Below are 25,535 nucleotides of genomic sequence, written 5' to 3'. Positions count from 1 at the left end.
AATCAGACCTTGAGGTTCGGAATGATCTGCTTCTTGCGGCTGACCACGCCGGGCAGGACCAGCGTGTCGCCGGCGGCTTCGGCGTCAAAGCTCTTGGCGGCGACGTTTTTCACCAGCTCGTTGGGCACCAGCAGGGTCGATTCCTCGTTCAGGATGTCGACCACGAAGAGCAGCACCTGATCGACGCCATCCTCTTTCGCCACCTCCTGCATCGAGGTCATCAGGCTATCCTTGCGGTCGAGGACAGTCTTGGGTGCGGTGGTTTCCAGCACCGAGACGCGGAATTTTGTGTCGCCCACGCCATATTCCTTGGAATCCATCCGCAGCAGCTCGGCGTCGGAAAACGCCGAGACGTCGGATTTCGCGGCGAACATCTTTTCCGCCAGGTCGCCGATCTCGACACCGAGATCCTTGGCCAGCGCTTCGGCGATGGCGCGGTCTTCCTGCGTGGTGGTGGGCGAGCGGAATTCCAGCGTGTCGGAAATGATGCAGGACAGCATCGCGCCCTTGATCGCCTTCGGGGCCTGCGCCAGATCGTCGCCGATCATCTTGTACATGATGGTCGCGGTGCAGGCGAGCGGCTCGATGCGGATGTCGATCGGGCCCTTGGTTTCCAGCCCGCCGACCAGCTTGTGGTGGTCGATGATGGCCTGGATGTCGGCGTCGTTGATCCCCTCGGGCAGCTCGGCCGGGTTGTTGGTGTCGACGATGACGACCGGCGCATCGGCGGCGACGCCGGAAATGATCTCGGGCTTGTCGAGGCCCCAATGCGCGAGCACGAAGGCGGCTTCGGTATTGGGCTCGCCCAGCAGCTTGGGCGCGGCGGGGGTGCCCTTGATCTCGGAGAGATACCAGGCCCAGACGATGGGCGCGCCGGTGGAATCGGTGTCGGGGGATTTATGGCCGAAAACCTGGATGGTCATGAATGTCGTCCTCGGGGAGATGGGATGTTTCGCGCCTTATAGGCGGCAGGTTCCGCGATGTCACGGGGGCGGGTAAGGGTGCGACGATGGGTGGGGTTTCGCGCCCGGCTCCGCTTTAGCGCAGGATCGGCGGCTTGTCGGGGTCGCTGCCGGGGGCGGGGCGATCCTCCGGTGTCGGCGGCTGCGGCAGGTCGAAGCGCAGCCCGTGGCGCGCCAGCGTCGCCGCCATCGGATCGCTGGTGGCAAAGAAGGCCACGTCAAGCGCCGCCGCCTCCAGCCCGGAAAAGGTCAAGGCCTCGTTGATCGCCCGCGCCAGCGCCGGCTCGGCCCCCGGTGTCGCGCCGACAAAGCCCAGCAGGTGGCCGCGCGCGCCGCCGGTATAGGTAACGCCCGCCAGATAGGCAAAACGCGCCAGCCCGCCGGCGCTGGCCAGCTTGGCATCGAGCGCGGTCAGCAGCGCCTCAGGCAGGCCGCGCGGCGCGGTGATCTCTTCGGGCCGCGCCTCGGCCTCGGCGGGGCCGTCCGACAGGGTCTCGGCCAGCCAGTCGACCGCTTCGGGCGGGATCAGGATCTGCGACGGCGCCACCTCGGGGTTGACCGCCAGTCCGATGCCCTGACCGGCCAGCATGCCGGCAATCGCCCGTCCCGAGAGCGCGACATAAGGCGAGATCCGGCCGGTGAATCGCGCCAGCCGCTCTTCGCGGTCGAAGACCAGCACGAAGCGCGCATCGGCCACGTCGAACAGCTCGGGCTCGACGTTCTCGCCCTCGGGCGCGCCGGCGAGCAGCAGAAAGACCTCGCCATCGGCCAGCCGCTCGTAAAACCGCAGGCGCGCGGCGTCATCTTCGGGCGCCGCCTCCATCGCGGCATGGGCCAGGTCGAGCGGCGTGGGGTCTGTCATCTCGGCATCTCCTTGCCTCGTGTCCGGGGAAACGGCGGCAGATCGGCCGCGGGCCCCGGGGTTGCTTTCGCTCTCGGGTAGTTCGCCCGGGCCGACGAGGCAAGCGAAAGGCGTGGACAACATCGGCTCAGCCCGCCAGAACCTCGCGCACGCGGCGTTGCAGCTCCGGCACCAGATCGGCCTCGAACCAGGGGTTCCTCTTCAGCCAGCCGGTGTTGCGCCAGGAGGGATGGGGCAGGGGGATGACTCCCTCGGGCGCCGCGCGCCAGTCCTGCACCACCTCGGTGACCGGGCGGCGCGTGCCCAGATGCCATTTCTGGGCATGGCCGCCGATCACGAGCTTGAGCCGCAGGTTGGGCATCGATGCCATCGCCCGACTGTGCCAGGTTTCGGAACAGAGCCGTGGCGGCGGCAGATCGCTGCCGTTGGCGTCATAGCCGGGAAAGCAGAAGCTGTTGGGCAGGATGGCGATGCGGCTGCGGTCGTAGAAGGTGTCCTTGTCCACTCCCAGCCAGTGCCGCAGCCGGTCGCCCGACCGGTCCCAGAATGGCACCCCGGCCTCATGCACCCGCAGCCCCGGCGCCTGGCTCGCGATCAGCAGCCGTGCCGCCGGATCGAACCAGACCACCGGCCGCGGGGTATGCCGGGTGCGGGTCGCGGCAAATCGCGCGGCGCAGAGCCGGCAGGCAGAGATCGCGGTGTGCAGGTCGCTCATGCTGCTTAGATAGGCCCGGGCCGGACGGACACAAGCCGGCACCGACAAAGCCGCGCCGGGGCAGGCCGAAGCAGCGCGGCGTGTCTTGCGCCGGCGCCCCGCAGGCTCGACTTTCGCCGGCAGACCTGCTTTCTGCGGGGACGTCTGCCGCCGCGCGTCGCGCAACAGCGTGCCTTGGGCCGGCGGCGCAGCGCAGAGCCGGGAGAAAGAGCCAATGACCAGCACCACGGGCGGCACGCCCCGCGAGGGATTTATCCGGATCGCGACCCGCAGATCGGTTGTCACCCGCGCGCTTCGCGTGGCGATTGTGGTCGGGATCGTTCTGGGGCTGCTCAACCACGGCGACGCGATCCTTGCGGGAACGGTGAACGCCGGGCAATTCGCCAAGATCTGCCTGACCTTCCTGGTGCCCTTTTCGGTCTCGACCTATTCCTCGGTACTGGCCATCCGCGAGCGCGATGCCGGCTGACCGGAATTCAAGGGGCGCCAAGGCTGACCGCGCGAGGCTGCGGTTGGACGGAATTGGCCCTTAAGGCGCTGATCTTGAAGAGGTCTTGGGTCTAAATGGTGCCCGGGGGCGGAATCGAACCACCGACACGAGGATTTTCACCCTTTGCCGCCACATCACTCCCGGCCAGATCGATGCGCTCTTGGCCGCTGAACTGGTGACGCAGGCGCAAATCCAGGCGGCAGGCCTCAGATCATGACCAGCACCGGACCGACTGAAGCGCAAACAGCAAGGCGACCCATGTCATACGCTGGCGCTGCTGACACGGGACCTTGCGAGGGGCGGCACGCCTCCCCTTCGAACCCCACCTGCGCGGGAAAAGCCCGCACCAAAGAGCCGCTGACCGAGACTTTCGTCTTCCGGTGCACAGCGGCAGAGAAGGCCGAGTTGCGCGCCAAGGCTGAGGCCGATGGCCTGCCTGCCGCGACGCTCTTGCGAGAGGCGCTTGGCCTGACCGAAGCGCGCCGCCGCAAGCCCGTGCCGCGCGTCGATCCGGCACTGGTGCTGGCGGTCGGGCGCATTGGCGGCAACCTCAACCAGATCGCGCGCTGGCTGAACCGTGCGATGCTGGCGGGCCGCGTTGACCTCGACGCTCTCACCGTTGCCCGCCGCTTGCTGGCCATCGAGCGCCAGCTTGCCCAGATCATCGAGGCGTCGCGCCGATGCTGATCAAGTTCTTCCGCAACGGCAAAGGCGCAGGGGCGGGTCCTGTCGGCTACCTCGTCGCGGACAAGGTGCTGGCCTACGACGAGAACCGTGACCTGATCCGCGAAGCGGACGGGCAGCCGATGACCGTCAGGCGCGAGCCTTTGCCCGAGGTCCTGCGTGGCAATCCCGACCGCACCGAGGCCTTGATCGACGCCAGCCGCCATCAGTGGAGCTACCGCGCGGGTGTAATCAGCTTTGCCGCCACCGACGCCCCGACCGAGGAACAGCAGGCCGAGGTCATGGACCACTTCGAGCGGCTGGCCTTCGCGGGGCTGGACCCGACGCAATTTGACGTGCTCTGGGTCCGACATACCCACGAAGACCGTGTCGAGCTTCACTTTTGCACACCGCGCTTGGAGCTGACTTCGGGCCGGAGCCTGAACATCGCGCCACCCGGCTATGAGAATGCCTTCGATAGCCTGCGTGATGTGATGAACCACCGCTACGGCTGGGCCGATCCGATGGAGCTGGAACGCACCCAAGAGGTCCGCGACACCATTGAGACTCCAACCCGCGCTCAGGGTCGCGACGAGCTGCACGCGTGGCTGCAAGACCAGATCAGCGTCGGCCTGATCACAGACCGCGCCAGCATGGTCGACGCTCTCGCAGACGCAGGCTTCGACCTGCCCCGCGTCGGCAAAGCCTACCTGACCGCACAAGACCCCGACACCGGCGAGCGCTGGCGTTTGAAAGGAGAGATTTTCCATGAAGACTGGCAAGCCAACCCGGCTGAGCGAGAAGCTGAACGCGGAACTGGACACGATACGCCAGGACTACGCCGCCTCGATGGCATCCCAGCTGGAGAGCTTCAGGACCGATTTGACGGCCATTGCGAGCGACGCGCGGCGTACCATCGAGAACGATACGCGCCGCTTCCTGAACGAGAACAGGAGCTTGTTCGAGACGCGGACCGAGCAGATCAGGCGCTGGCTGACGATCTCGCCCTGGGTGATCTCGGGGCTGATCGTGACGGGGATCGCCTCGACGATGGCCGCGAGTTGGTTCTGGACGTCCATGCTGACGCGCTCGGAGATAGCGGAACTGGGCCTGACGCGGATCGACCAGGGGGAACAGACCTGGCTGACTCTGGACCCCGACCGGACCGAATTGAAGACCTGCACACTGGCCAGGACGCCGGTCATTTGCATCAAGATCGAGGAGAGATGAATGACGACACCCCTGACAGCCTTGGAGCGCGACTTGCTCGCCTGCGTCGAGCGGTTGGTGACAGCCTGCGAAACCTCAGCCGCGGAATTGAGCGGCTTGGAAGCGCGCTCGACGAAGAGGCTGCAAGCCCAGTTGGATGTGACCTGCCCCCCGCAAAATCCCTCACCATGATGTAGAGTCTGCGCCAACTCTGAAGGAGCAGACGAATGCGTAAGAGCCGTTTCACCGAGGCGCAAATCATCGGGATGATCAAAGAGCAGGAAGCCGGGATGCCGACAGCGGAGGTGTGCCGTCGGCACGGCCTGAGCCCGGCGACTTTTTACAAGCTGAAGTCCAAGTATGGCGGCATGGAGGTGTCAGAGGCCGCGCGGCTGAAGGCGCTGGAAGATGAGAACGGCAAGCTGAAGCGGCTGCTGGCAGACACGATGCTCGACAATGTGGTTCTGAAAGACCTGCTGGGAAAAAGCTGACGGCACCGAAGGAGCGGCGAGAGGCAGCGCTCAATGCGATGCGGGATCATGGCATCTCGCAGCGCAGGGCCTGCCGGCTTGTCGGTGTCGACCCCAAGACGGTCCGGCGCGAACGCCCGCCCGACCATCCTGAGATCCGCCAGGAGATGAAGGAGATCGCTGGCAGACGCCGCCGGTTCGGCTACCGGCGGATCGGCGTGCTGCTTGAGAGAAAAGGCATGATCATGAACCACAAAAAGCTTTACCGCCTCTACCGAGAGGAGGGCCTTGCAGTGAAACGACGGCGGGGCCGTAAACGCGCCCGGGGCTCGAGAACGCCAATGCCTGAAGCCACACAGACCAACCAGCGCTGGTCCCTGGATTTCCTGTCGGACAGCTTCGGGGCGTCGCGGAAGTTTCGCATCTTGGCCGTGAATGATGATTGCTGCCGGGAAAACCTGTGCCTGGCGGCAGACACCAGCATTTCAGGTGAGCGAGTTGCCCGAGAACTGGACGCGCTCGTCCGGATCTACGGAAAGCCTGCTTGCATTGTCAGTGATAACGGCACGGAATTCACCAGCCGGGCAATCCTGAGATGGGCCGACAGGAACGGCGTGGATTGGCATTACATCGACCCCGGAAAACCGCAGCAGAATGCCTTTATCGAGTCATTCAACGGCAGCCTGCGGGACGAGCTTCTCAATGAAGAGCTGTTCGATACCCTCGACGATGCCCGCCGCAAGCTGGCGCTGTGGCGCTACGATTACAACAACGTCAGGCCGCACTCTTCGCTGGGGAACAGAACGCCAAAGCAAGCGCGGCAGGCGCTTGAGCTATTTGAGGGCTCCGCGCCTGCCACGCTTGCCAAGCCCGAAACCGACGACTACCAAAATCAAACCGGCAGACTCTCGTCATGAGCGAGGGACCAGCGGGGGGCAGGTCATTGACCTTAGACAGAGCATCCTGTTGCCGCGCTCTCTGCAAATTATAAGCGTCGACCAACTGGTCCAACTCTTCCTTGAAAGCCTCAGGATCAAGGCTGACTTGGATTTGAGAGGACCGTTTCTGAAAAGTGGCTAGTGCTGTGGACAACACGTTTCTTTCACCTTGGAGCGATGACTTCGCCTCTACGAATTCCATCTCTTTCTTCTTGGCGTCGTAGTAGCTCTGTGGACGTATCCCCAGATGATACTCGATCATGTTCTTGCGAAACGAAGTGAACTGCTGAAGCCCGCTGAACGAATCCCAACTTTTAGTCCAGCCGGCGTCTTGATCAACGTAAAATGGAAGAAAGTAAAAAGCTGGTCCTGCTCGTCCCAACTTGCCGTCCGCGCTCTTCTCTAATTCAATGTTGAAATCCAATTGGTCACAAATGAAATCAGCAATACCGCCTTCCGTTGATATGCCACTATGCTTTGAAAGCATATCCTTCTGGGCATCAAAGACGCCGAAGTGCTTTCCGTCCCTCACAATAAAGTAGGTTGCGCCATTCAAGGAAATTTCAGAGCAGTAAAACGCTTTAGCTCGCTTCCAACGAGTATTGTTCATCTGAGGCGCGTCAGCGCCAATAGAATGGTAGAGGGACTTAATCAGCGTCGATTTACCAACGTCATTCTCCCCCGTCAGAATGTTGGTCCCGGGCTGAAAGCTCACCATCCTCGCGGCTTTCTCGAGCTTTGATACTATCCAAAGCCTTTTGAATACCAAGCCTGTCATCTTCACGACCTTTTCTTAGGTTTCTAATGAGTTTATGAAAGTTAAATTTCTTCATTGAACACGATCACTGCAAACGCCAGAAAGTAGAATTTTTCGCTATACAGCGATAGGCCGTCCGTAATCGTCTCCACTTGCGACAAAGCACTGGTAAGGAATCCCGGTAGTGTTTCTGGTACTGCGGAGTGAAAAAGGTGTTCGAGACGTTGCCTCAGTTGCTGTGCATCGCCGTTCGTTGGGTTGGTGTAGTCAGAAACTGCGTTAGAGATCTTCTTTCCCAGTTTCATAAGATCAATAGCGGACCAACCAGCGTCCTTCAGTTCGGCATTTACCAACGCCATATCAGGCGCGCGAGTTTTGTTGTTTGCGACCAGCTGGATGGTGCCAGTCAAGAACTTACGGTCAACGCACTTCTTTAGCTTTAGGTCACTAGTGGAAGAAATGGTCTCAGAGTCGATGTTGTTCTTGCGATTGATCTCGTCTTGCACCAGCCTAGTCCACGCGTGCATGTTGACCCCATGGCCTTCTCCAAGCTCCTTCTTGAACAACTCGGACACTTCGCCCATTAGGAAGCTTTGCATGGCGTCCAGAGAGATACCAGTTGCAAGAAAGTGCACATTGCTTAGGCGGTCTTCATCAAAATCTGGTAGCTCGGCTGTCAGTTTCTCTTTAATTTTTTCTACGTCGTTTTCCTTGAGGTCAGCTGCGCAAGAATTGCTAACGCAAAACGAAAACGGCACGTTCGAGACAAGAATTGTCTTGACCGTATGTCCCGCTCCGATGCCGTCAAAGTTCTCGTACATCTTGCCGAGAATTGAAGGCTTTTTCCCCTCCTTGGCTTTGTCGCGCTTTAAATAGAACCCCAAAGTGACATTTGAAGATGATCTCTTTGTTTTGACTTGGCAGAAATCCACGTTCTGTGGATCGTCGTCTGGCTCCATGAAGACCACATCGTCGTGGTATTCGAAAGCAACCAGATAGTCGGCACCTTTCAAATGCCTCTTTATCATTTCACAAAACGCCCAGTTTTTTTGATAGTCAAATCGCAGATTTGTATCAGCCCCAGCCGTTTCGCGCTGTGGCTTCTTTAGCATCTCTTCCAAAAGTGTCTTCGACATCAAACGCTTCGCTCGACAAACGTATGCTATGTTGTACGACGTTCACCTTAGAGTTGCTGAGGCGATTTGCAATAACGTTTGCTCAGTGCTTTGCAGTCCGACTCGCGGCGGAAGTGAACACCGCGGCATCAGGAGTCATGCGTGGAGCCAGTCTTGTTGTCATATTCGGCACCTGACGTTGCTATGTGGCACCCAATGGGCACCCAGCCCAAAGCGCCTATGCGGTGAGCATAATTCGAATACGGATAAGATCTTGATTTCTCTAACTAAAATGGTGCCCGGGGGCGGAATCGAACCACCGACACGAGGATTTTCAATCCACTGCTCTACCCCTGAGCTACCCGGGCACGGGAGAACGCGTTGCGTTCGGGTGGATGCCTTCTAGGAGAGCCGTGCCGGAGTGTCCAGTGGGTTTTTGCAAATTTCTGCCCCCCGGCACGGCATTTCTTCACTCCGCCGCACGTCGCCAGATCAGCCCCTGGTCGCCGCCGAGCTTGGAGCTGGCCAGCGGGCGGTAAACCGCTGCCAGCACTTCCAGATCCGACGAGGTCGTGAGGGTCAGGTAGGCCTCGAGCCAGGCGAGGTTGTAGGCCGAGATCTCGCGGCTGCCGTCGAAATAGCTCTGCTCCTCGCCGGTGATCTCGCGGGTGGTGGCGCCGTCGGTCAGATCGTCGAGCACAAAGCCCACCACGCGGTCGAGCGCGGCGTCGCAGCGCGCCCCCGGGGCGAAACCGTGATCGGCCAGCAGGCGCGAGGCCACCACGAGCGGTGCCACCGCGTGCATCTGGTAGTGGAAGGCCAGCCGACCGCGGGTCATCTCCTGCGGCAGGCTGCCATCGGGGGCGGCGGTGCAGAGCACGTAATCGGTCGACCAGGCAGCCCAGCCGCGCAACAGCCGATCGCCGCCCAGATCGGCGATGGCCGCCACGCCGAGCGCCGCCCAGGCGCGCAGATTGCCCTGGCGGGCGCCGCCGGGGGCCTGTTCCCAGAAACCGAGCTGGCGATAGGCCAGGGCGCTCAGCCAGCGCTGGATGGCCGAGAGATCTTCGTGCCGGGTGGCATGGGGCACGATCTGGCGCAGGGCCAGCCCCAGACCGGCCAGCCGCGCGCCAATGGTGAGCTGGGCGGTCTCGGTGGCCAGCGTCTCGAGCGCGCCGGCCTCGGCCCAGGTCGCAAGCTGGGCGATCACGCAATCGGCGATCACGGCTTTCTGCGCGCCTGGTTCATACACCCGGTTGGCCAGTTCGGCGAGGTCGCGGATGAAATCGTCCAGCGGCGCCAGCGCGGCTTCGGCGGCGGCCTCGGCGGCCGGGTCGATCTCGGAGCGGGTCGCGCCTTGATCGGCGTAGCGGCTGTCATAGGCGAGCGTCAGCACCGGCGCCGGCGGTTCCGGGCAGGTCAGGGCCAGCGCCGGCGCAGCAAGCCCGAGGCTCAGCGCAGCCGCAGCCAGCGCGCCAGATCCGCGGCGTCTGAATCTCCGCCGGTGGCGGCTTTGTCGAGCCATTCGAGGGCCTCCGTTTCATTGCGGGCGACGCCCGCGCCCATGGCAAGGTTGCGGCCAAGTTCCGCCATCGCCGACACCGCGCCCGCGTGGGCGGCGGCGCGCAGGGCGGTGATGGCCTCGGCCAGGGATTGCGCCGTTGTGGCACGGTTTTGCAGCAGCCGGGCGTGACGCCAGAGCGCCTCCGGCTCGCCTGCTGCGGCGATCCGGGCCACCAGCTGCGGGAAATCGAACGTTTCGTCGATCGCCCGGCGCAGCTCCTCCGGTGCGGCGAGGTATTGTTCGAAGGCGCGCGGCAGGGTGTCGCCGCGGTCAACCAGTGCCTTGAAATGCGCGGCCGCCTGTTGCGGCGCGTAACTCGCCAGATCGGGCTGCGCGGTCAGGTGAAACAGCCGCCACTGGCCTTGCAGGTCTCCGGCCCGGTCGCGGGCGACAACCTGCGCGGGCCCCGGTGCCGGCCGGGTGTCGAATCCGGCCATCTGGCCATTGGTCAGTCGCAGTTTTGACAGGGTGTTGTGACCGGCGATGGCCAGCCCGATCTGGCGCCAGTGAAACGACATCGGCGCCGTGCCGTGGATTGCATGTGCCTCGCCCAGTTCGTCGGTGTCCTTGGTGGAACAGGCCATCAGGCTGACCGCGCGGTCGAAGTAATCGTCGCGCTTGGTTTCGGCGACGTGGGGCAGGGCGAACATCATGGCGAGAAAATCGCCACGGTCGTCGATGATCCCGGCAAATTCGTCAAAGACCCGGCGTTCGGCTTCCGGCGTCTTGCCAAGCCGCGCCAGCAGTCGGATCGCGGCACCTTCGCCCCGGTGGCTGGCCTGGCGCAGCAGGTGCCGCACTTCTTCGGCCATGGCCGGGTTCATGCCGCTGTCGTTGATCATCGCGACCGAGAGATCGAGCGCGGTGGTCACGCCATTGTTGAGATAGACCCGGCGGAAGAATTCCAGCGCCAGCGCCCGTTCCGCCGGATTGGTGGCCAGCGCAAACTCGAGCTTGGCGAACTCTTCCAACGTCTTATCGGAATTGTCGGTGCGGTCGGCCCAGATCCGCTGTGCCGTCTCGGTGGCGATCGGGTCGCGCTGCACGAGTTGCAGGTAATGGGCGAGGGACAGGGTGCGCCCGTCCAACGCCTGCGATTGCAGACGGGCCAGACGCCAGGGGTCCTTGTAGGGATCGAGCGCCATCAGGTTCGACGGCGTCAGCGCCACCATCTTGTGCGTGGTGCCGGCATAGGCCCGCGCCCAGGGTTCGGCCTGATCCAGCAGCGGCGCATCGGGCGCCTGGCAGCGGAACAGCCGGTCGAGGTCGTTCATTGCGGCGGCGTCGCGGTGGCGCGTGGCGGCCAGGGTCAAGAGGTCGACGGCGCGGTTGAGCTGCGCGGGATCGTCGCGATAGCGCAGCAGCCTGGCGGCAAGCGCGCGCATGCCCGCGGGGTCGTTGCGGGCGGTGGCGATCTCGAGCTGCGCGATGATCTCGTCTTCGCCGGCCCAGCGGCCGAGCCGCACCGAAAGCTCCTGCGCCAGCTGGGTAAAGACCAGGCCGGGCGCGCCGGGAATGGTGGCGATCTCGCGCAGATAGGTGAGGTAGGGCCCCGAGAGGCTGGTCTCCATGGCATCGATGTTCACGCCGGTCTGCAACAGCGGCGTCAGCGAGGCGCGGCGGCGGCCGCGGTCGTCGGCCTGGGTATGGGCGAGGATCTCGCGCAGGGTGTCGGCGTCGATGCCGCCCTCCTCGAGCCGCCCCCGGGAACCGTCATCGACCACGATGCCGCGGGCCACGGCGCGCCGGAGATAATGCAACATCTCGGCGCTGTCCTGATCTTCGGCCGCGGCCGAGAGATGAAATTCCACCATCCGCCAGGCCGCCCTGGCCGAACCCAGATCGGCGGCGAAGCGATACCACGCCCAGCCGATCTCGGCATTGCGGCGGACAATGCCTCCGGTGAGGTATTCGTGTGCGATGCGTTCGGCGCGGGCACAGACGCCACTGTCCATCTGTCCCAGCAGCCCGCCAAAGGCCATGGTGGCGGTCAGATCCTCCGGCGCGTCCCAGCCGGGCAGGGGGCGCGCTTCGGCCATGCGCCGCGCCACCAAAAGGAGCGCTTCGGGGTGACCGGCAAAGGCCGCCTCGAGGATCAGGTCATCGGCGGCGGAGGTGTCGGCGGGAGTGCCGATACCATTGCGATGGAACTGCGCCAGCTGCATTTTCTGGCCGTTGGTCAGCAGCGGGCGTTGCGCCGTCAGCTGCGCCACAAGCCCGGCCTGTTCAAGCGCATCGAAGCGGCCGGCGTCGATGTGCAGACCGATCAGGTCGATCAGCTCGGCCGCCCCTGAAAAGCGCGCGTCCGCGCTCGACAGCCGCGCGCGCAGGGTGGCGATAAAGTCGAAATGCCGGTCGGGATCGGCGCTCTGATAACGGCGGATGTCGCGTTGCAGATAGCGGGCGCGTTCCATCTCGGTCAGCGCGTCCTCGTCGCCGGGGCTGCCGTCGTCGACGCGCCGCTCGGCCGCGGCGCGGCCGCAGAGCGATTGTTCCTCGACCGCCGGCGGCAGGAAGGCCAGATCGAGCGGCACGGCCGGCAGCGCCGCCGGCGCCAAGAGCGCCATTACGCAGGGCGCACCCAGAAGACGGCTCAGCGCAGACATGCCCGCACCTCCGCATGCTCGCCGAAATCCACGTCCAGCGTCACCGCGACCGAGCTGACGCCCGCGCTCCAGAGACCGGTCATCGGCGCATAGAACCGCCCGCTGGGCAGCTGCGCCCGGTGGCGCAGGATTTCGCGGTGGCGGGTCTCGCCCGCGTCATTGCCAAAGGCCAGAACCGCGCGGCGGGCCGGGGCGCCCGCGGCATCGACAAACAGCATGTGCGCACTCTCCGTATCAAGCGTCGAAAGATCGACGCGCAGGGTCTTGGGATCGTCGGCGTCGCGCGCGACTTCGAGGGGGATGTCGCAGCGGTGGCGCGCGGCGGCGATCAGTTCGGCCATCGGCTGGTCGTCATGAAGCCCCGGGGCCTCGGCCTGGGGCAGTTCCCAGACCAGCACGCTGGGCCGGGCGTTCTGAAACTCGGCCGAGGTCAGATAGGTGGAAATCGCCGCAAAGGCACCACCACCCGGCACCGAATATTGCACCACGTCGAGCCCGGTTTGCTGCGCCAGAAAGCCGGCGAAATTGGCCTCCGGCGTGTCGGAATGCTCGCTGCCCACCAAGGCGACAACGCCCCTCGCGCCCTCGGCGGTAAAGGTACGGCTGGTCTTCCAGGTCGCGGTTTCGGCCGGCGGCAGCGGCTCGGCGCAGGAGCGTTGGCGGACAAGGCGGGCGTGCGAGGCCACGCTGGCCGAACCGGTGGGCACCGTCTCGAACCGGCCTTGCGCCAGCGCATCGATCCCCGGCACCGCCTTGATCGCGGCGCCGATGGCGGCGGCGGCCAAGCGCGCTCCTTCGGCGGTCAGCCGCGGATCGGTGCGGAAATAGGGCAGGGGGCCGGTGGCGTCGACCATTTCGGCGCGCAGATCGACGGCGCGCACCCCGGCCGCCTGCAATTGCGACAGCGCGTCGAGATAGACCGTGGTGGCCAGCGAATAGTCAAAGCCGTAATTGGTGGTGGCGGGAGACAGGTATTTCGGCATCGCCAGCGATTTCACCGGCACCGGCGCATAGATCAGTGCCGTCCCCTTCGCGGCCAGCGCCTGCGTGAGTGTGGCGAGATCGGCGATCGTCTCCGGCGCCATCGGGTGATGATTGTGCAGGTCGGGATGCAGGCGAAAGAACACGCCGTCGCGCCCCTCGACGCTGGCCATGAACTGCCCTTCGGCCAAGCCGCGGCAACCATAGCCCGAAGCCGCCGCCGGCCCCGCCAGTCCCAGACTGGCCAATCCCAGCCCCAGCATCGCCGCGGCGGCGCGCCGCCGGAATGTTGCGCATCGCGTCATCATGTCGCCTCCCTGTGCCGCTGCCGCGCCTCGGCGCTCCGGCGCAGGCTCTGCGCCACGGTGCGGATGGGCAGATCGCCCGTGCGTTCGGCCAGCTCGAGATAGCCGATCACCCGGGTTAGCGCCGCCGCATCCAGATCGTCGCGGCTCAGATCCTTCATCGCCAGTGCCAGCACCATGCGCGCGCCACCCTCCTGACGGATGCGGGCGCGGGTGGCCTCGGACATCGGACCAAACAGATTGCCCGGACCATTGAGCGCGATCAGCGCATCCTGGGCCAGGCTGTTGCCGGCCCAGGCATGGGGATAGAGCACGCGGATATATTGCGACACGCGGTGTTTCGGCTCGCGCGCGGGGTCGAGCAGATAGAGCGCCGCGACAAAATCGTCGAACAGGCCCTGCCGGCCGGCGCCCGAGGCGATGCTGGCGTAATAGGCGATGTCAGAGGCATGTTCCGCCGGGCCGCGCGGCCGCAGGCGCTTGACCATGCGCAGTGCCGCCAGTCCGTCCCCGGCCTCGGCCAGCCGGCGCAGATCGGCGTCGCGCAGCGGCCTGTTGCCGACCATCGCCTTGCGCAGCCGCCGCAGCTCGGCGCCGGGCAACTGGCGGGTGTGGGTGATGCCACGGTCGACCACTACCGCGATCCTGCGGCTTTCGGGGGCTGCCGGCAGGGTCAGCGGCTGGGCGAGGCCGGCGCTGGCCAGTGTCCCGGCCAGCACCGTTGCCAGCACGATGGTTCGGCGCATTGCCATGGCTCAGCCCTCCTGTCCGCAATGACTGGGCAGATCGGCGATCCGCACCAGGCCCGCCGCGTCCAGCGCGATCGGCGCGCGGCCGGTAATGTCCGAGGCGATGTAACGCGCCTGCCGGCCCAGGTCTCCGGCCAGGAACCGCGGGAATTGCCGCGTGAAATCATTGCCTTCCAGCAGGATCGCCTCGGCCGTGGCCGTGGCCACGCCGGCGCCGTTGGCGTCGAGCACATTGTCCTCGATCCGAGTCACCGCGCCGGCGGGCTGGCCCGACACCCAGATGCCGGCGCTCTTGTTGCTGACCAGGACGTTGCCGTCCAGATGCGCCGCCAGGCTGTGGCGTACCTCGATGCCCTTCTGCCGGTTGCCGATCACGTAATTGCCGCTGACACGGGCACAACGGGCCCGGTCGAGCTTGATGCCGCTGCCATCGCGGGCCCAGACGATATTGCCCTCGACCCGGGTGCGGTCGGGGGCGTTCTTGATCAGGATGCCGACGCGGTCGCCCTCAAGGATGGCATTGCCCGCCAGCACCGTGCCGGAAGAGCCGTCGAGCACCCGGATCGCGTTGGTCACCGAGCGCCCGGCCAGAAGGTTGGCGGTGACGCGGGTGTCGCGGCTGTGCAGGATGACCAGCGCGGCCGATCCCGCGTCTTGGATCCGGTTGCCGTCGATCACCAGCCCCTCGGCGGCCTGCACCGAGATGCGCTTGATCCGCGCGATCTTGCTGTTGGCGATGAAAGAGCCGGCGGCGGGCCGGTCGAGCGCGCCGCGAATGACCGAGAGACCGGAATATTTGACCGTGCTGCCAAACCCGAGATCGGCAATCTCGGCGTCGCGCACGTGCAGCGTGCCGGCGCCGGTGGTGGTGACGAAGGGGGCGAATTCCGCATTGTCGGGGCTTTCGCCTCCGACCCCGCGCAGCACCGCGCCCTCCAGCACCAGCCGGCCGAAATTCAGCACGAAGGCGCCGTGGCTGCGGCTGAGGTCCAGCCGCTCGCCGGGCCCGATCCGCAGCTCGGCCCCCTGCCGGATGATCAGCGGCGCACGCACTTCGAGCCCGCCCGTGCCGGGCACCGCGTCCTCGCCCATCAGCGCCGCCAGATCGGCCAGCCCGAGGCTGCCGCTTTCGATCATCCGCACCTGGGGGCCGCGCCCGGCCTGCGCCGCCAGGACGGCGCTGTTGTCCTCATGCCCGAAGGCCTGCGCCAGACGGCCGAGCGCGATCCGCAGATCGAAACTGCCGGTCGAGATCGACGCGCCGGCGGGGCCCCCGATCGGCGTGACATCGGCCGCCGGCGGCAGCGCAAAGCCGGCTTCGGCCATCAGCGCCCGGGCGCCGAACCGCGCGGCCTCATCCGCCGCCACCGCCTCGGCCAGCCGCAGGACGGCCTGCCGCTGCTGCTGGCCATGGCTGTCTGGCGCGGCGAAACCGGGCAGGGCCATGCCGGCCGCCATCACCGCCGCAACCCAGAGCCCGGCGCGTGTCATGTGCCGTTCACGAGGCATGACGCGCACTGCTGGCCAGGTCCTGCGGGGCCTCCTGCAAGACGATGGTGAAGACCAGCACCTCGACCGCCGTGTCGGTCGGATTGCTCAACGTCGTGCGCGTCTGATGGCACAGCGTCTGGCGGTCGCCGTCGCGCAGCCGCGCCTGGGTGCGGCCATTGGTCAGCAGCACCTCGCCCGCCGCCACGATCGCCTCGCGTCCCGGCGCGGGATCGAGCCGCATGGTGCCGCCGGGTTTGACCGTGACGGTGCAGAGCGTCATGTGATCGCGCGCCACCAGCTGGCGGATGCTGCCCCATTCGTAATCGGTGCGCTGGTGTTTCTCGGCCTCGATGCGCTCGTTCGACTTCAGGTGTTCGGCCACCTGCTTGACGGACTGGCAATGGCCCACCTTGGTGACCAGCAGCGCATCGGCGGTGTCGACGACGATGATATCCTCGAGCCCGACACAGGTCACCAGACGGGTTTCCGAGCGGATCATGCAGTTCTTGCTCTCGACCGAGATCACGTCTCCCTGAATGACATTGCCCGAGGCGTCGGTGTTGGAAATGCCGTACATCGCGGTCCAGCTTCCGACGTCGCTCCATTCCACGTCGAGCCGGCAGAGCGCGATGCGCCTTGTCTGCTCGAAGACCGCCTTTTCGGTCGGTTCGGCATCGGCCTGGCCAAAGGCTTCGCCGTCAAGCAGCAGGCCCTCGGCGGTCTCGGACGCGCCGCTCAGCGCCTGCACCACGTGGTCGAGCGTTTCGGGATCGTGACGGGCGTATTCCTCGATGATGGTCGCCGCCTTGAACAGGCTGATGCCCGAGGCCCAATAGGCGATGTCGCTCTCGACAAGCAGCCGCGCCTTGCGGGTGGGGGGCTTTTCGACAAAGCGCTCGACCTCGCGCAGGTTGGGATGGGCGATGATCGGGCCGCCGTCGGTGATATAGCCAAAGCCGGTTTCGGCATAACGCGGCTTGATCCCGAAGGTGACGATGTATCCGGCCTCCGCGCCCGGCTGCACCGCCTTGATCGCGGTGTTGATGTCGCCCTCGATCACGTGATCGGCCGGCACCACCAGCATCAGCTGATCCGGATCCCTGGCCGCCAGCTTGAGCGCGGCGGCAAGGACGGCGGGGCCGGTGTTGCGGCCCATCGGTTCGAGGATCACCTCGGCGCCGCGGCCGATCTGGCGCAGCTGGCGATGCAGCGTGCGGCCGTGTTTCGCGGACGAGACGATCAGCGGGGTGCCGAAGCCTTCGCCGGAATGCCGTTCGACGGCGGACTGGAAAAAGGTGAGCGACGCGGCATCGCCGACCCGTTGAAACTGCTTCGGGCTGTGCGTGCGCGAGATCGGCCAGAGCCGCGTGCCATTGCCACCGCAGATGATCAGGGGGGTGATCTCTTTCATTGTCCGTCCGTCCCATTCTCAAACGGTTTGGCGAAAAGTGCCTTGGAAATCCGCACCCGTGCGGATTTGCCGATATCATCGGCGGTCAATGCGCCAGGCTGCGGCCGAAGCCGGACCGGCAGGAAGAGATCGCCGTCTTCCGCCGCGGCGCTGGTAGCCGAGGTCAGGATGATCTGCGCCGGGATCGCCCGGCCGTCATTCATCTGAAGATGCACCACCTCGCCTGCCATCGCGCGCGACAGGCCTTCGGTGCTCATCTGGGTCTGCACGCTGACGGTTTCGTCCTGGCCGAACAGCATCAGGATGCTGTCGCCCGGCAGCACGGTGGCGCCTTCGAACATGCCATCGGTCAGGGTGACGGTGCAGTCGCAGGGCGACTGAAAATTCAGCACGTCGCCGGTGGTGGCCGAGAGCGAATAGAGCACCTCGCCCTTGCCGGCATCGGCGTTGAGATAGATGATCTGGCCGCCGCTGGTGGCGCGCATCTCATTGCCGGCGCGCATGATGAAGACCGGGCGCAGCTCGTAATTGGTGGTGTAGCGCACAAAGAGCGCGCTCAGAGCCAGATAGATCAGCAGCAGCGAGGTCAGCACGACGCCGATGCTCTTGAGCCGGCGCCGGTTGTCCTCTTCGGTGCCGCCCGCCTTCGGCTGTTTGAGCTGGGTCGGGCCGGTGTAGCTCATCATCGAGCCAAGGCTGACGACGTCGCCGGCGATATAGGTGTTCAGGATATACCGCAGCTGCGGCAGATGCGGGCCGGTGGGGTCGATGAACTGCAAGGTGAGCTCGTCGCCGGTGGCATTGACGCTGACCTTGGCCTCGGGAAAGAGGGTGATGGTGAAGCCGCCGAAATCGAACCGCAGGCGCACCGGCTGACGGCTGTTGATCAGCGCCGGCGGAACCGCGTTCAGCAATTCGACGTAGGCCGCCGTCACCGAAACCCCGGTGCCGGTAAAGCGGGCCTCGCCGATCTGGGCCGTGAACGGCACCGGCAGTACCGGGTGCTCGTTGTCAAATCCGAACTCGGTCGGGACCTGAGGCGCTTTGGGTGCGCCATGTTCGTCTTTTTCCATGGTGATCTTGTCAAGCATCGCGCACCTCAGACTTTGGTAAAATACAGGATCGCAACCGTCAGCCAGACCAGCGCGAGCGCGTGGTGGGCGGCACTTTCGGTTGCCTTGAGCTTGTCACGCAGCGCGGTGATCGCGCCGCCGGTTCCGCCGCCCTGGCGGGTCCATTTCTGCTTGTCCATGCGGAACAGGACATAGGTTTTCAGCGCCGCGCCCACGACCTGGCTGAAATACAGGATCGGCGGATGGGTGACCGGAAACCAGCTGCCCCGGAACAGCGCGATGATGACGCAGAAGATATAGCGGGTGATCATCACCCAGGCGATGTAGAGCGGGATCACCGAGGGGCTGACCATGATCGCGGCCAGCGCCACGGTGATCGGCCCGACAAGCGTCGTCCACATCGAGACCCGCTGGTCGAGCACCGACCACCAGGTAAAGCCACCGATCAGCCGCGGCGAGAGCCGCAGCGCCCGGCCGTTGGTGCGGATCATGTTGCCGAACCAGCGCACCATCAGCGTTTTGGAACTGTCTAGAAACGTCGGCCGCGGCTGAAACTCGAAGCTGACCGAGCGCACATCCGGCAGGTAATGCATCTCGTAGCCGTTCTTGAGCAGCCAGAACCAAGTGGATTTGTCGTCGCCGGTCAGGAAATCCACCCGGCCCAGCCGCCAGTGGTCGAGGAAATCCTGGCCGATGGCCTGAATGAAGGTCGGATCGGTGGCCAGATCGGCGCGAAAGACGCTCATCCGCCCGGTCAGCGTCAACACCCGCTTGGACAGCCCCATCGAACACATCATCACCTGCCGCTGGTTGAAGCGCAGCACGAACCAATCCTTGAACAGGCTCTCGCGGCCGACTTCGACGTCTTCGTCGGTGGTCAGAGCGCCGACCTTGAGATCGGTGAACACCGGCGCGCTTTCGGTCCAGATGTCCTCGGGCACCATGGTGTCGCCGTCGACAAAGACGAGGATGTCGCGGTGGGTGGGCGAAAGGCCACCCAGGATGCGCAGGGTCCGGGCCAGCGCGTCGCGCTTGCCGTTGGCCTTGATGCGGTCGACGATCAGCTGAACGCCGGTCATGTCCTCGGCTTGGGTCTCGTAGATCTGTCGGATCAGCCGCGCGTCGGCGCCATCGACCACCGAAGCCACGATCGTCGCCCCGTCCCGGGCGCGCGCGGCGGCGCGGAACACGCTGCGATAGACGGGCAGGGTGACCTCCGGCTCCACCATGTAGGAGGTGACCAGCATGTACATGTGCGATCTGCCGGCCCGTTGGGCGAACCGCCGCCGCGCAAGACGCTTGCGCCGCGGATGGATGACCCGCCGAAAGACCACCGCGCGGGCAAAGTTGATGGCCGCCCAGCTGTACCGCCACGTGCCCAGGAAGCCCATGATGAAGATCGTGTTGGTCGCATACTGGATCTCCCCCAGTGCCGCTCTGGGCACCAGGGTCACCAACAGGACGACCAACGAAAAATAGGCCATATGGGAGAGCGCAAGCATGGCTCGGCTCCTCTCTGCGATCACGATGTTGCGAAGTGCTGGCTTACCAGCAGATGCCCTCGTAGGTGCCGCTCGACACCTTCTGGCGGTTCATCCGGGTCAGATCGAGCACCGGGCGGTCCTTGGCCGCGGCCTCGAGCGTATCCAGCGTGTCGCGGTAGAAGTTGCCCACCAGAATCGCGCCGGCCTCATGGATCATCGCATCCAGGTCCGGGGTCATCCGGTCCTTGAGATCGGGGATCACGTCATTGCCGCGGCCCGCCGCCGAATTGTCGTTGGCATAGGCTTCGTGCACATAGGGATCATAGACATCGACCTGCACGCCGTTCCTGATCAGCCGTGCCGCCAGCTCTGCCAGCGGGCTTTCGCGCAGGTCGTCGGTGCCCGGTTTGAAGGAAATGCCGACAAAGCCGACCTTTTTCGCCCCGGTGCGTTCCACCATCGCCTCGGCGCGGCGGATCTGTGCCTCGTTGGCCTCGAGCACCGCGTTCAGCAGATGTGCCGGCGTGTTCTGCGTCTCCGCCAGATGGCGCAGGGCGCGCACGTCCTTGGGCAGGCAGGAGCCGCCGAAGGCAAAGCCGGGCCGCATGAAGTAGGACGAGATGTTGACCTTGGTGTCGGAGCAGAGAATCTCCATCACCGTCTGCCCGTCGAGGCCGGCGGCCTTGGCGATATTGCCGATCTCGTTGGCAAAGGTCACCTTGACCGCGCGCCAGGTGTTCGAGGTGTATTTCACCATCTCGGCGGTGCGCACATCGACAACTTTGATGTCGCAGGGCAGGTCGATGTTGATCGCGGTCAGGATGTCTGCGGTGCCCTGATCCAGCGCGCCGAAGACGATCAGGCCGGGATCGTCGTAATCCTCGATCGCGGTGCTCTCACGCAGGAATTCGGGGTAATAGCCGACGCCGAAGTCGCGCCCGGCGATCTTGCCGCTTGCGGCTTCCAGCGCCGGGATGCAGGTGTGCTCGGTCGAGCCGGGGACGATGGTCGAGCGGATGACCACGCTGTGGTAGCCCTGCTTTTTCGCCATTGCCGCGCCGATGTTGCGGCAGGCGGTCTCGACATAGGTCAGCCCGACAGAGCCATCCGGCGCGCTGGGCGTGCCGACGGCGATAAAGGAGACGTCGCTGTTGTCGATCGCATGCTGCACATCGTCCGTGGCAGACAGCTTGCCGTCGCCGACAACCTGCGCAATAAGCGCATCCAATCCGTTTTCGACGATCGGGGAAAGCCCCGCATTGATCGCCTCGACCTTCCCCGGCTCGACATCGACCGCGATGACCTGATGACCGTCGCGGGCCAGGCAGGCCGCTGAGACCACGCCTACATACCCAATGCCAAAGACACTGATTCTTGCCATTTGCTCTACCTCTACTGTCCACCCTTGTGGGCGGTTATGATTTTTTATTGTTGCCCTTATTTTGGGCATTTTTTGAGACTAGTATGCTCGTTTTATACGGAGATATTAAGAATTTGCGTCAGATTGGTAATGTAAAACGTGAATTTTGTGCGCGTTCACATTTGCGGTGGTATTTGCGCCACAGTCGATTCCGGGGCATCGGTATAGGATGACGCGCAAAGGCATCACGTCACTCCCATTAATCCTGGGTTAACCTTGAGTGAAGATATTGACAGGAAATTCACGGATGCCACGATATATCGTGATTTGAGCGTGAATTGAGGGGGCGTCAATCTGCGCGTCCAGTCCGAGTCACCGCCGCCGCCCGGGCCACATGAACCAGTGTTCAGAAATCCGCTGCAAGAAAAAACTTCACAGGGTTCCGCTACGTAGCAAAACCCTTGTCGCGGTGGTTCGATTGACGCATTCAAACATTGCTATGTATTGAAACGTCTTTCATGCTAGTTTAACTGACGTCAGGCCAAAGGCGCCGCAGGGCGCCCCGGATCAGGAGAGGCATTATGACCAGCTATCCCGTGAACATGACCGTTACCCCGCAGGTGCAGGCTTTCTTTGACGAGGCCACGAATACGATTTCCTATATCGTCCGGGATCCGGGGTCGGACGCCTGTGCGATCATCGATTCCGTCATGGACATCGATTATGCGGCAGGGCGGATCACCTATGATCACGCCGATGCGCTGATCCGGTCGATCGAAGAGCAGGGGTGTCGTCTCGAGTGGATCATCGAAACCCATGTTCATGCCGATCACCTCTCGGCCGCGCCCTATATTCAGGACCGGCTCGGCGGCAAGATCGGCATCGGATCGAAAATCATGGTGGTGCAGGACACCTTCGGCAAGGTGTTCAACGAAGGCACCGAGTTTCAGCGCGATGGCAGCCAGTTCGACAAGCTGTTCGAGGATGGCGATCGCTACATGATCGGCACGATGGAGGCCTTTGCGCTTTATACGCCCGGGCATACTCCGGCTTGCATGACCCATGTGATCGGCGATGCGGCCTTTGTCGGCGACACGCTCTTCATGCCTGACGGCGGCTCGGCGCGGGCGGATTTCCCCGGCGGCGATGCCGGCGAGCTCTACGATTCGATCCAGAAGGTGCTGCGCCTGCCGGACGAGATGCGGCTGTTCATGTGCCACGATTACGGCCCCAACGGCCGCGACATCCAGTGGGAGACCACGGTGGCGGAGGAAAAGGCGCACAACATCCACGTCGGTGGCGGCAAGACGCGCGAGGATTTCATCAAGTTCCGCACCGAGCGCGATGCCACGCTGGCCATGCCCAAGCTGATCATCCCCTCGCTTCAGGTCAACATGCGCGCCGGCGAGGTGCCGCGCGACAAGGACGGCAACCCGGTGCTCAAGGTGCCGGTCAACGGCCTCTGAACCGTCGCGCGCCCCGGACCTGATCCGGGGCCCCGCCGCCGCCTTTCCGCCCCGGACATATGATCCGGGGCCTTTCTCCCCGTCCCGAGACGCGACGCATCCCTTTGCGAAAACACCGAACGGTGCCCACTCACCCTCGCATGTCCCGTTGCCCGCCGATCCTGCTCTATGCGGTTCCAATGGGGCGCCTTGCGCCACCGTACCCCGCACTGGGGGCCGACGCCCTGTCTACGGGTCTTCGCGCCCGACCTGATGCCGGGCCACCGCCATCGACTTGACCAGCGCGAAACAGCTTTGTCCGACCGCCAGCCCCATCGCCTGCACCGAACGCTGGGTGATCCGCGCCAACAGCACCTCGTCGCCTACCGTCAGGGTCACCAGCGCGCCCGGCCCGTCGCCCGGCAGCAGGCTCTCGATCACCCCGGGGATCACGTTGAGCGCCGAAATCGCCTCGGGGCGGCGGCGGGCCAGCATGACGTCATGCGCCATGATCCGCACCCGCACCAGATCGCCCGGGGTGCCGCTGATCCGCGGCAGCCAGAGCGGCCCGCCGGCGCTGCGCAGCCGGGTCAGCCCGTCCCCCTCCTGGCCATCGATCCGCGCCGTCAGCGTTGCTCCGGCTTCGCGCAATCCCATGCCGCGCAGGGCGCGCGGATCGAACAGGATATCCTCGGTCGGCCCGTCGCGCAGCACCTGGCCCCGGTCGATCACCACGATGCGGTCGGCCAGCCGGCGGGCCTCCTCCATGTCGTGGGTCACCAGCACCACCGGCATGTTCAGATGTGCCCGGAGCCGTTCGATCTCGGCGTAAAGCCCCTCGCGGGTGCCCCGGTCGACCGCCGAGAACGGCTCGTCGAGCAAGAGCACCGCCGGATCGCGCGCCAGCGCCCGGGCCACCGCGACCCGCTGTTGCTGCCCGCCCGAAAGCTCCGCCGGCCGGCGTGCCTCGAGCCCGCCCAGATGCACCAGCTCCAGCACGGCGCGCGCCCGCGTCTCATCGGCGCCGGCGGCCATCACGTTGGCCAGTGCCGTCATCTGCGGGAACAGCGCGTAAGACTGGAACACCACGCCCAGCCGCCGCCGATGGGTGGGCAGCCGCGTGCCCCGCGCGGTATCGAGCCAGGTCTCGCCGCCCACGGCGACGCGGCCTTGGTCCGGTTGCCAGAGCCCGGCAATCGCCCGGAGCAGGGTGGATTTGCCTGCGCCGGAGGGCCCGACCAGCGCCAGCAGTTCGCCGGCCTCGACCTGAAACGCCACATCGAGCGGGATCGGCGTCCCGGAACTGACCGCCACCTCGAGCGTCACGACAGCCTCCGCCCGGCGCGCGCCGAAAGCCGGAAGGTCACCGCGATGGTCACCAGCGAGATTGCCAGCAGCACCGCCGACATCTGCGCCGCGCCGGCCATGTCAAAGGCCTGCACCCGGTCGTAGATCGAGATCGCCACTGTCCGCGTCTCGCCCGGGATCGCGCCGCCGACCATCAGCACGATGCCGAATTCGCCCAGCACATGGGCGAAGGTCAGCACCATACCGGTCAGCACCCCGGGCCAGGCCAGCGGCAGCTCGACCCGCCAGAGCGCCGTCAGCGGGGCCATGCCGCAGCAGGCCGCCGCTTCGCGTACCTCGCGCGGCACCGCCTCGAAGCCGCGCTGGGCGGGTTGCACCGCAAACGGCAGGTTGAACAGCACCGAAGCCGCGACCAGCCCCTCGAAGCTGAACACCAGCGGCCCGCCGAACGCGCCCTGCCAGAGCCGGCCCACCGGGCCTTCGGCGCCGAAGGCCACCAGCAGGTAGAACCCCAGCACCGTTGGCGGCAGAACCAGCGGCAGGATCACCAGCGCCTCGACGACGCCCTTGCCGGCAAAGCGGTGAAAGGCCATGAAGCGGCCGAGAAACACCGCCACCGGTAAGAGCAGTACCACCGTCCAGCCCGCCAGATGCAGTGAGAGCCAGAGCGCGGGCCAGTCCATCAGGCGGGCTCCGTCGCGGCAAAGCCATAGGCGGCCAGGATCTCCTGCGCCGCCGGTGTTTGCATGAACTCGTGAAACGCCCGGGCGGTCGCGCCAGCCTTGGGCGTCAGCACCATGCTTTGATCGAGCGGGCTGTGCCAGGCGTCGGGGATCAGCGCGCTTTCGGCCCGTGCCCGCAGGGTGTCGGCCGCCGCCAGAGAGGCCGCGACCAGCCCGCCCTGCGCATTGCCCGAGCTTGCGAATTGCGCCGCCTGGGCGACATTCTCGCCAAAGACCAGATGCGGGGCGATGGCCTCCCAGAGCCCGCGATGCAGCAGCGCCTCGCGGGCGCGCTGGCCATAAGGCGCATGTTCCGGGGTGGCGATGGCAAAGCGGCGGATCTCGCCTCGGGTCAGCGCCGCGGCGAGCCCGTCCATCGCCGCATCCACTGCCAGCCCGCCGTGCGGCGCGATCAGCGCCAGGCGGCCGCGGGCATAGACCGTGGCGGCCGCCTGAACCGCACCGCTATCGGCCAGAACCTGCACATAGGCGGCATCGGCCGACAGAAAGAGCTCGAACGGGGCGCCATTTCGGATTTGCTGTGCCAGCGTCCCGGAGGAGCCAAAAGCCACCCGCACCGGCCCTCCGCCGGCGGCGGCAAAGCCCGCGGTCAAGGCCGGCATGACAAAGCGCAAAGAGGCCGCCGCGGCAATCACCGGCGGCGCCTCGGCCTGCGCCGGCAGGGCCAGGGCAGCGGCGGTCAGGGTCAGAAAATGACGGCGGGGCAGCGGCATGTCGGGCGGTTTTCCAAGGTTTCCGAAACCTTATCGGCGCCGGGGCAGGGATAAAAGCCCGACCTTCGACGCGGGACAGGCGCGGCGCTTTTCCGTTGTGGAATCATCTTTCATTCGATAC

The 25,535-nt window shown here is 65.1% G+C and carries 21 protein-coding genes and 1 tRNA gene; 5 read left to right on the top strand and 17 right to left on the bottom strand.

Going from position 1 to position 25,535, the window contains the following annotated elements:
• Positions 1-2: 2 nt before the first annotated feature.
• The 3 genes from AC0J5K_RS13280 to AC0J5K_RS13270 form a co-directional block, all read right to left on the bottom strand.
• Positions 3-923 carry a manganese-dependent inorganic pyrophosphatase gene (locus AC0J5K_RS13280; protein WP_074836265.1) on the bottom strand — a complete coding sequence of 307 codons (921 nt, stop codon included), beginning with the start codon at positions 921-923 and terminating at the stop codon, positions 3-5.
• Between the two features lie 115 nt (positions 924-1,038).
• The gene (locus AC0J5K_RS13275; RefSeq protein WP_074836266.1) at positions 1,039-1,824 is read right to left on the bottom strand and encodes an SseB family protein; all 786 of its coding nucleotides are present in this window, start codon (positions 1,822-1,824) and stop codon (positions 1,039-1,041) included.
• Positions 1,825-1,951: 127 nt separating this feature from the next.
• Positions 1,952-2,539 carry a uracil-DNA glycosylase family protein gene (locus AC0J5K_RS13270; protein ID WP_074836268.1) on the bottom strand — a complete coding sequence of 196 codons (588 nt, stop codon included), beginning with the start codon at positions 2,537-2,539 and terminating at the stop codon, positions 1,952-1,954.
• A gap of 214 nt (positions 2,540-2,753) precedes the next feature.
• Between AC0J5K_RS13270 and nrtS the strand changes: the two genes are divergently transcribed.
• From nrtS to AC0J5K_RS13250, 4 genes are all read left to right on the top strand, one after another.
• Positions 2,754-3,008, top strand: a complete 255-nt coding sequence (gene nrtS / locus AC0J5K_RS13265) for a nitrate/nitrite transporter NrtS (protein WP_274566005.1) — start codon at positions 2,754-2,756, stop codon at positions 3,006-3,008.
• A 426-nt stretch (positions 3,009-3,434) separates the two neighbouring features.
• A complete protein-coding gene (gene mobC, locus AC0J5K_RS13260) occupies positions 3,435-3,716 on the top strand; it encodes a plasmid mobilization relaxosome protein MobC (RefSeq protein ID WP_274566004.1) in 282 nt (93 codons plus the stop codon).
• Positions 3,710-5,098, top strand: a complete 1,389-nt coding sequence (locus tag AC0J5K_RS13255; RefSeq protein ID WP_274566003.1) for a relaxase family protein — start codon at positions 3,710-3,712, stop codon at positions 5,096-5,098. The genes mobC and AC0J5K_RS13255 overlap by 7 nt, the downstream gene beginning before the upstream one ends.
• 30 nt (positions 5,099-5,128) lie before the next feature.
• Positions 5,129-6,288, top strand: a protein-coding gene (locus tag AC0J5K_RS13250; protein ID WP_350185620.1) for an IS3 family transposase whose coding sequence is annotated in 2 segments (ribosomal slippage) — positions 5,129-5,387 and positions 5,387-6,288 — 1,161 coding nt in all. Because the reading frame shifts where the segments join, the coding sequence is not laid out codon by codon here.
• A gap of 840 nt (positions 6,289-7,128) precedes the next feature.
• Here the strand turns inward: AC0J5K_RS13250 and AC0J5K_RS13245 are convergent.
• From AC0J5K_RS13245 to AC0J5K_RS13195, 11 genes are all read right to left on the bottom strand, one after another.
• Positions 7,129-8,202 (bottom strand): dsDNA nuclease domain-containing protein, encoded by a 1,074-nt coding sequence (locus tag AC0J5K_RS13245; RefSeq protein WP_274566000.1) that lies wholly within the window; start codon positions 8,200-8,202, stop codon positions 7,129-7,131.
• A gap of 272 nt (positions 8,203-8,474) precedes the next feature.
• A tRNA-Phe gene (locus AC0J5K_RS13240) sits at positions 8,475-8,549 on the bottom strand.
• 101 nt (positions 8,550-8,650) lie between these two features.
• A complete protein-coding gene (locus AC0J5K_RS13235; RefSeq protein ID WP_074836280.1) occupies positions 8,651-9,706 on the bottom strand; it encodes an alginate lyase family protein in 1,056 nt (351 codons plus the stop codon).
• Positions 9,634-12,351, bottom strand: coding sequence for an SEL1-like repeat protein (locus tag AC0J5K_RS13230; protein ID WP_274565999.1), 2,718 nt, complete (start codon positions 12,349-12,351; stop codon positions 9,634-9,636). The genes AC0J5K_RS13235 and AC0J5K_RS13230 overlap by 73 nt, the downstream gene beginning before the upstream one ends.
• Positions 12,339-13,637 (bottom strand): alginate O-acetyltransferase AlgX-related protein, encoded by a 1,299-nt coding sequence (locus AC0J5K_RS13225; RefSeq protein ID WP_274565998.1) that lies wholly within the window; start codon positions 13,635-13,637, stop codon positions 12,339-12,341. The genes AC0J5K_RS13230 and AC0J5K_RS13225 overlap by 13 nt, the downstream gene beginning before the upstream one ends.
• Positions 13,637-14,389, bottom strand: coding sequence for a hypothetical protein (locus AC0J5K_RS13220; RefSeq protein ID WP_274565997.1), 753 nt, complete (start codon positions 14,387-14,389; stop codon positions 13,637-13,639). Before AC0J5K_RS13220 ends, AC0J5K_RS13225 begins: the two co-directional genes overlap by 1 nt.
• A gap of 3 nt (positions 14,390-14,392) precedes the next feature.
• A complete protein-coding gene (locus AC0J5K_RS13215) occupies positions 14,393-15,895 on the bottom strand; it encodes a right-handed parallel beta-helix repeat-containing protein (RefSeq protein ID WP_274565996.1) in 1,503 nt (500 codons plus the stop codon).
• Complete coding sequence (locus tag AC0J5K_RS13210; RefSeq protein ID WP_274565995.1) at positions 15,885-17,288, bottom strand: mannose-1-phosphate guanylyltransferase; 1,404 nt, start codon at positions 17,286-17,288, stop codon at positions 15,885-15,887. The genes AC0J5K_RS13215 and AC0J5K_RS13210 overlap by 11 nt, the downstream gene beginning before the upstream one ends.
• Entirely contained in the window at positions 17,285-18,379 is a 1,095-nt protein-coding gene (locus tag AC0J5K_RS13205) for a hypothetical protein (protein ID WP_274565994.1), read from the bottom strand. Before AC0J5K_RS13205 ends, AC0J5K_RS13210 begins: the two co-directional genes overlap by 4 nt.
• An 8-nt stretch (positions 18,380-18,387) precedes the next feature.
• Entirely contained in the window at positions 18,388-19,863 is a 1,476-nt protein-coding gene (locus tag AC0J5K_RS13200; RefSeq protein WP_274565993.1) for a glycosyltransferase, read from the bottom strand.
• A gap of 43 nt (positions 19,864-19,906) precedes the next feature.
• The gene (locus AC0J5K_RS13195) at positions 19,907-21,226 is read right to left on the bottom strand and encodes a nucleotide sugar dehydrogenase (RefSeq protein ID WP_074836290.1); all 1,320 of its coding nucleotides are present in this window, start codon (positions 21,224-21,226) and stop codon (positions 19,907-19,909) included.
• Between the two features lie 560 nt (positions 21,227-21,786).
• Here AC0J5K_RS13195 and AC0J5K_RS13190 point away from each other — a divergent pair.
• Positions 21,787-22,671, top strand: a complete 885-nt coding sequence (locus tag AC0J5K_RS13190; protein WP_074836291.1) for an MBL fold metallo-hydrolase — start codon at positions 21,787-21,789, stop codon at positions 22,669-22,671.
• A 228-nt stretch (positions 22,672-22,899) separates the two neighbouring features.
• On the opposite strand, the gene modC is transcribed toward AC0J5K_RS13190, so the two are convergent.
• The 3 genes from modC to modA are packed head-to-tail and all read right to left on the bottom strand — an operon-like array spanning position 22,900 to position 25,414.
• On the bottom strand, positions 22,900-23,976 hold the full coding sequence (modC, locus tag AC0J5K_RS13185) for a molybdenum ABC transporter ATP-binding protein (protein WP_274565992.1): 1,077 nt from the start codon (positions 23,974-23,976) through the stop codon (positions 22,900-22,902).
• Positions 23,973-24,641 carry a molybdate ABC transporter permease subunit gene (modB, locus tag AC0J5K_RS13180; protein WP_274565991.1) on the bottom strand — a complete coding sequence of 223 codons (669 nt, stop codon included), beginning with the start codon at positions 24,639-24,641 and terminating at the stop codon, positions 23,973-23,975. The genes modC and modB overlap by 4 nt, the downstream gene beginning before the upstream one ends.
• Positions 24,641-25,414, bottom strand: coding sequence for a molybdate ABC transporter substrate-binding protein (modA, locus tag AC0J5K_RS13175; RefSeq protein WP_274565990.1), 774 nt, complete (start codon positions 25,412-25,414; stop codon positions 24,641-24,643). Before modA ends, modB begins: the two co-directional genes overlap by 1 nt.
• Between the last annotated feature and the right edge of the window lie 121 nt (positions 25,415-25,535).

The organism is Marinovum sp. E3 (assembly GCF_055755275.1).
The sequence above is the reverse complement of the archived record's forward strand: the minus strand, read 5'-3'. Positions and strand labels throughout refer to the sequence as shown.

Bases quoted from the DNA above. Each gene is read 5' to 3' on its own strand.
- AC0J5K_RS13280 (WP_074836265.1), bottom strand. From the start codon at position 923: ATGACCATCCAGGTTTTCGGCCATAAATCCCCCGACACCGATTCCACC.
- AC0J5K_RS13275 (WP_074836266.1), bottom strand. From the start codon at position 1,824: ATGACAGACCCCACGCCGCTCGACCTGGCCCATGCCGCGATGGAGGCG.
- AC0J5K_RS13270 (WP_074836268.1), bottom strand. From the start codon at position 2,539: ATGAGCGACCTGCACACCGCGATCTCTGCCTGCCGGCTCTGCGCCGCG.
- nrtS (WP_274566005.1), top strand. From the start codon at position 2,754: ATGACCAGCACCACGGGCGGCACGCCCCGCGAGGGATTTATCCGGATC.
- AC0J5K_RS13255 (WP_274566003.1), top strand. From the start codon at position 3,710: ATGCTGATCAAGTTCTTCCGCAACGGCAAAGGCGCAGGGGCGGGTCCT.
- AC0J5K_RS13245 (WP_274566000.1), bottom strand. From the start codon at position 8,202: ATGTCGAAGACACTTTTGGAAGAGATGCTAAAGAAGCCACAGCGCGAA.
- AC0J5K_RS13235 (WP_074836280.1), bottom strand. From the start codon at position 9,706: ATGGCTCGACAAAGCCGCCACCGGCGGAGATTCAGACGCCGCGGATCT.
- AC0J5K_RS13230 (WP_274565999.1), bottom strand. From the start codon at position 12,351: ATGTCTGCGCTGAGCCGTCTTCTGGGTGCGCCCTGCGTAATGGCGCTC.
- AC0J5K_RS13225 (WP_274565998.1), bottom strand. From the start codon at position 13,637: ATGACGCGATGCGCAACATTCCGGCGGCGCGCCGCCGCGGCGATGCTG.
- AC0J5K_RS13220 (WP_274565997.1), bottom strand. From the start codon at position 14,389: ATGGCAATGCGCCGAACCATCGTGCTGGCAACGGTGCTGGCCGGGACA.
- AC0J5K_RS13215 (WP_274565996.1), bottom strand. From the start codon at position 15,895: ATGCCTCGTGAACGGCACATGACACGCGCCGGGCTCTGGGTTGCGGCG.
- AC0J5K_RS13210 (WP_274565995.1), bottom strand. From the start codon at position 17,288: ATGAAAGAGATCACCCCCCTGATCATCTGCGGTGGCAATGGCACGCGG.
- AC0J5K_RS13205 (WP_274565994.1), bottom strand. From the start codon at position 18,379: ATGCTTGACAAGATCACCATGGAAAAAGACGAACATGGCGCACCCAAA.
- AC0J5K_RS13200 (WP_274565993.1), bottom strand. From the start codon at position 19,863: ATGCTTGCGCTCTCCCATATGGCCTATTTTTCGTTGGTCGTCCTGTTG.
- AC0J5K_RS13195 (WP_074836290.1), bottom strand. From the start codon at position 21,226: ATGGCAAGAATCAGTGTCTTTGGCATTGGGTATGTAGGCGTGGTCTCA.
- AC0J5K_RS13190 (WP_074836291.1), top strand. From the start codon at position 21,787: ATGACCAGCTATCCCGTGAACATGACCGTTACCCCGCAGGTGCAGGCT.
- modB (WP_274565991.1), bottom strand. From the start codon at position 24,641: ATGGACTGGCCCGCGCTCTGGCTCTCACTGCATCTGGCGGGCTGGACG.
- modA (WP_274565990.1), bottom strand. From the start codon at position 25,414: ATGCCGCTGCCCCGCCGTCATTTTCTGACCCTGACCGCCGCTGCCCTG.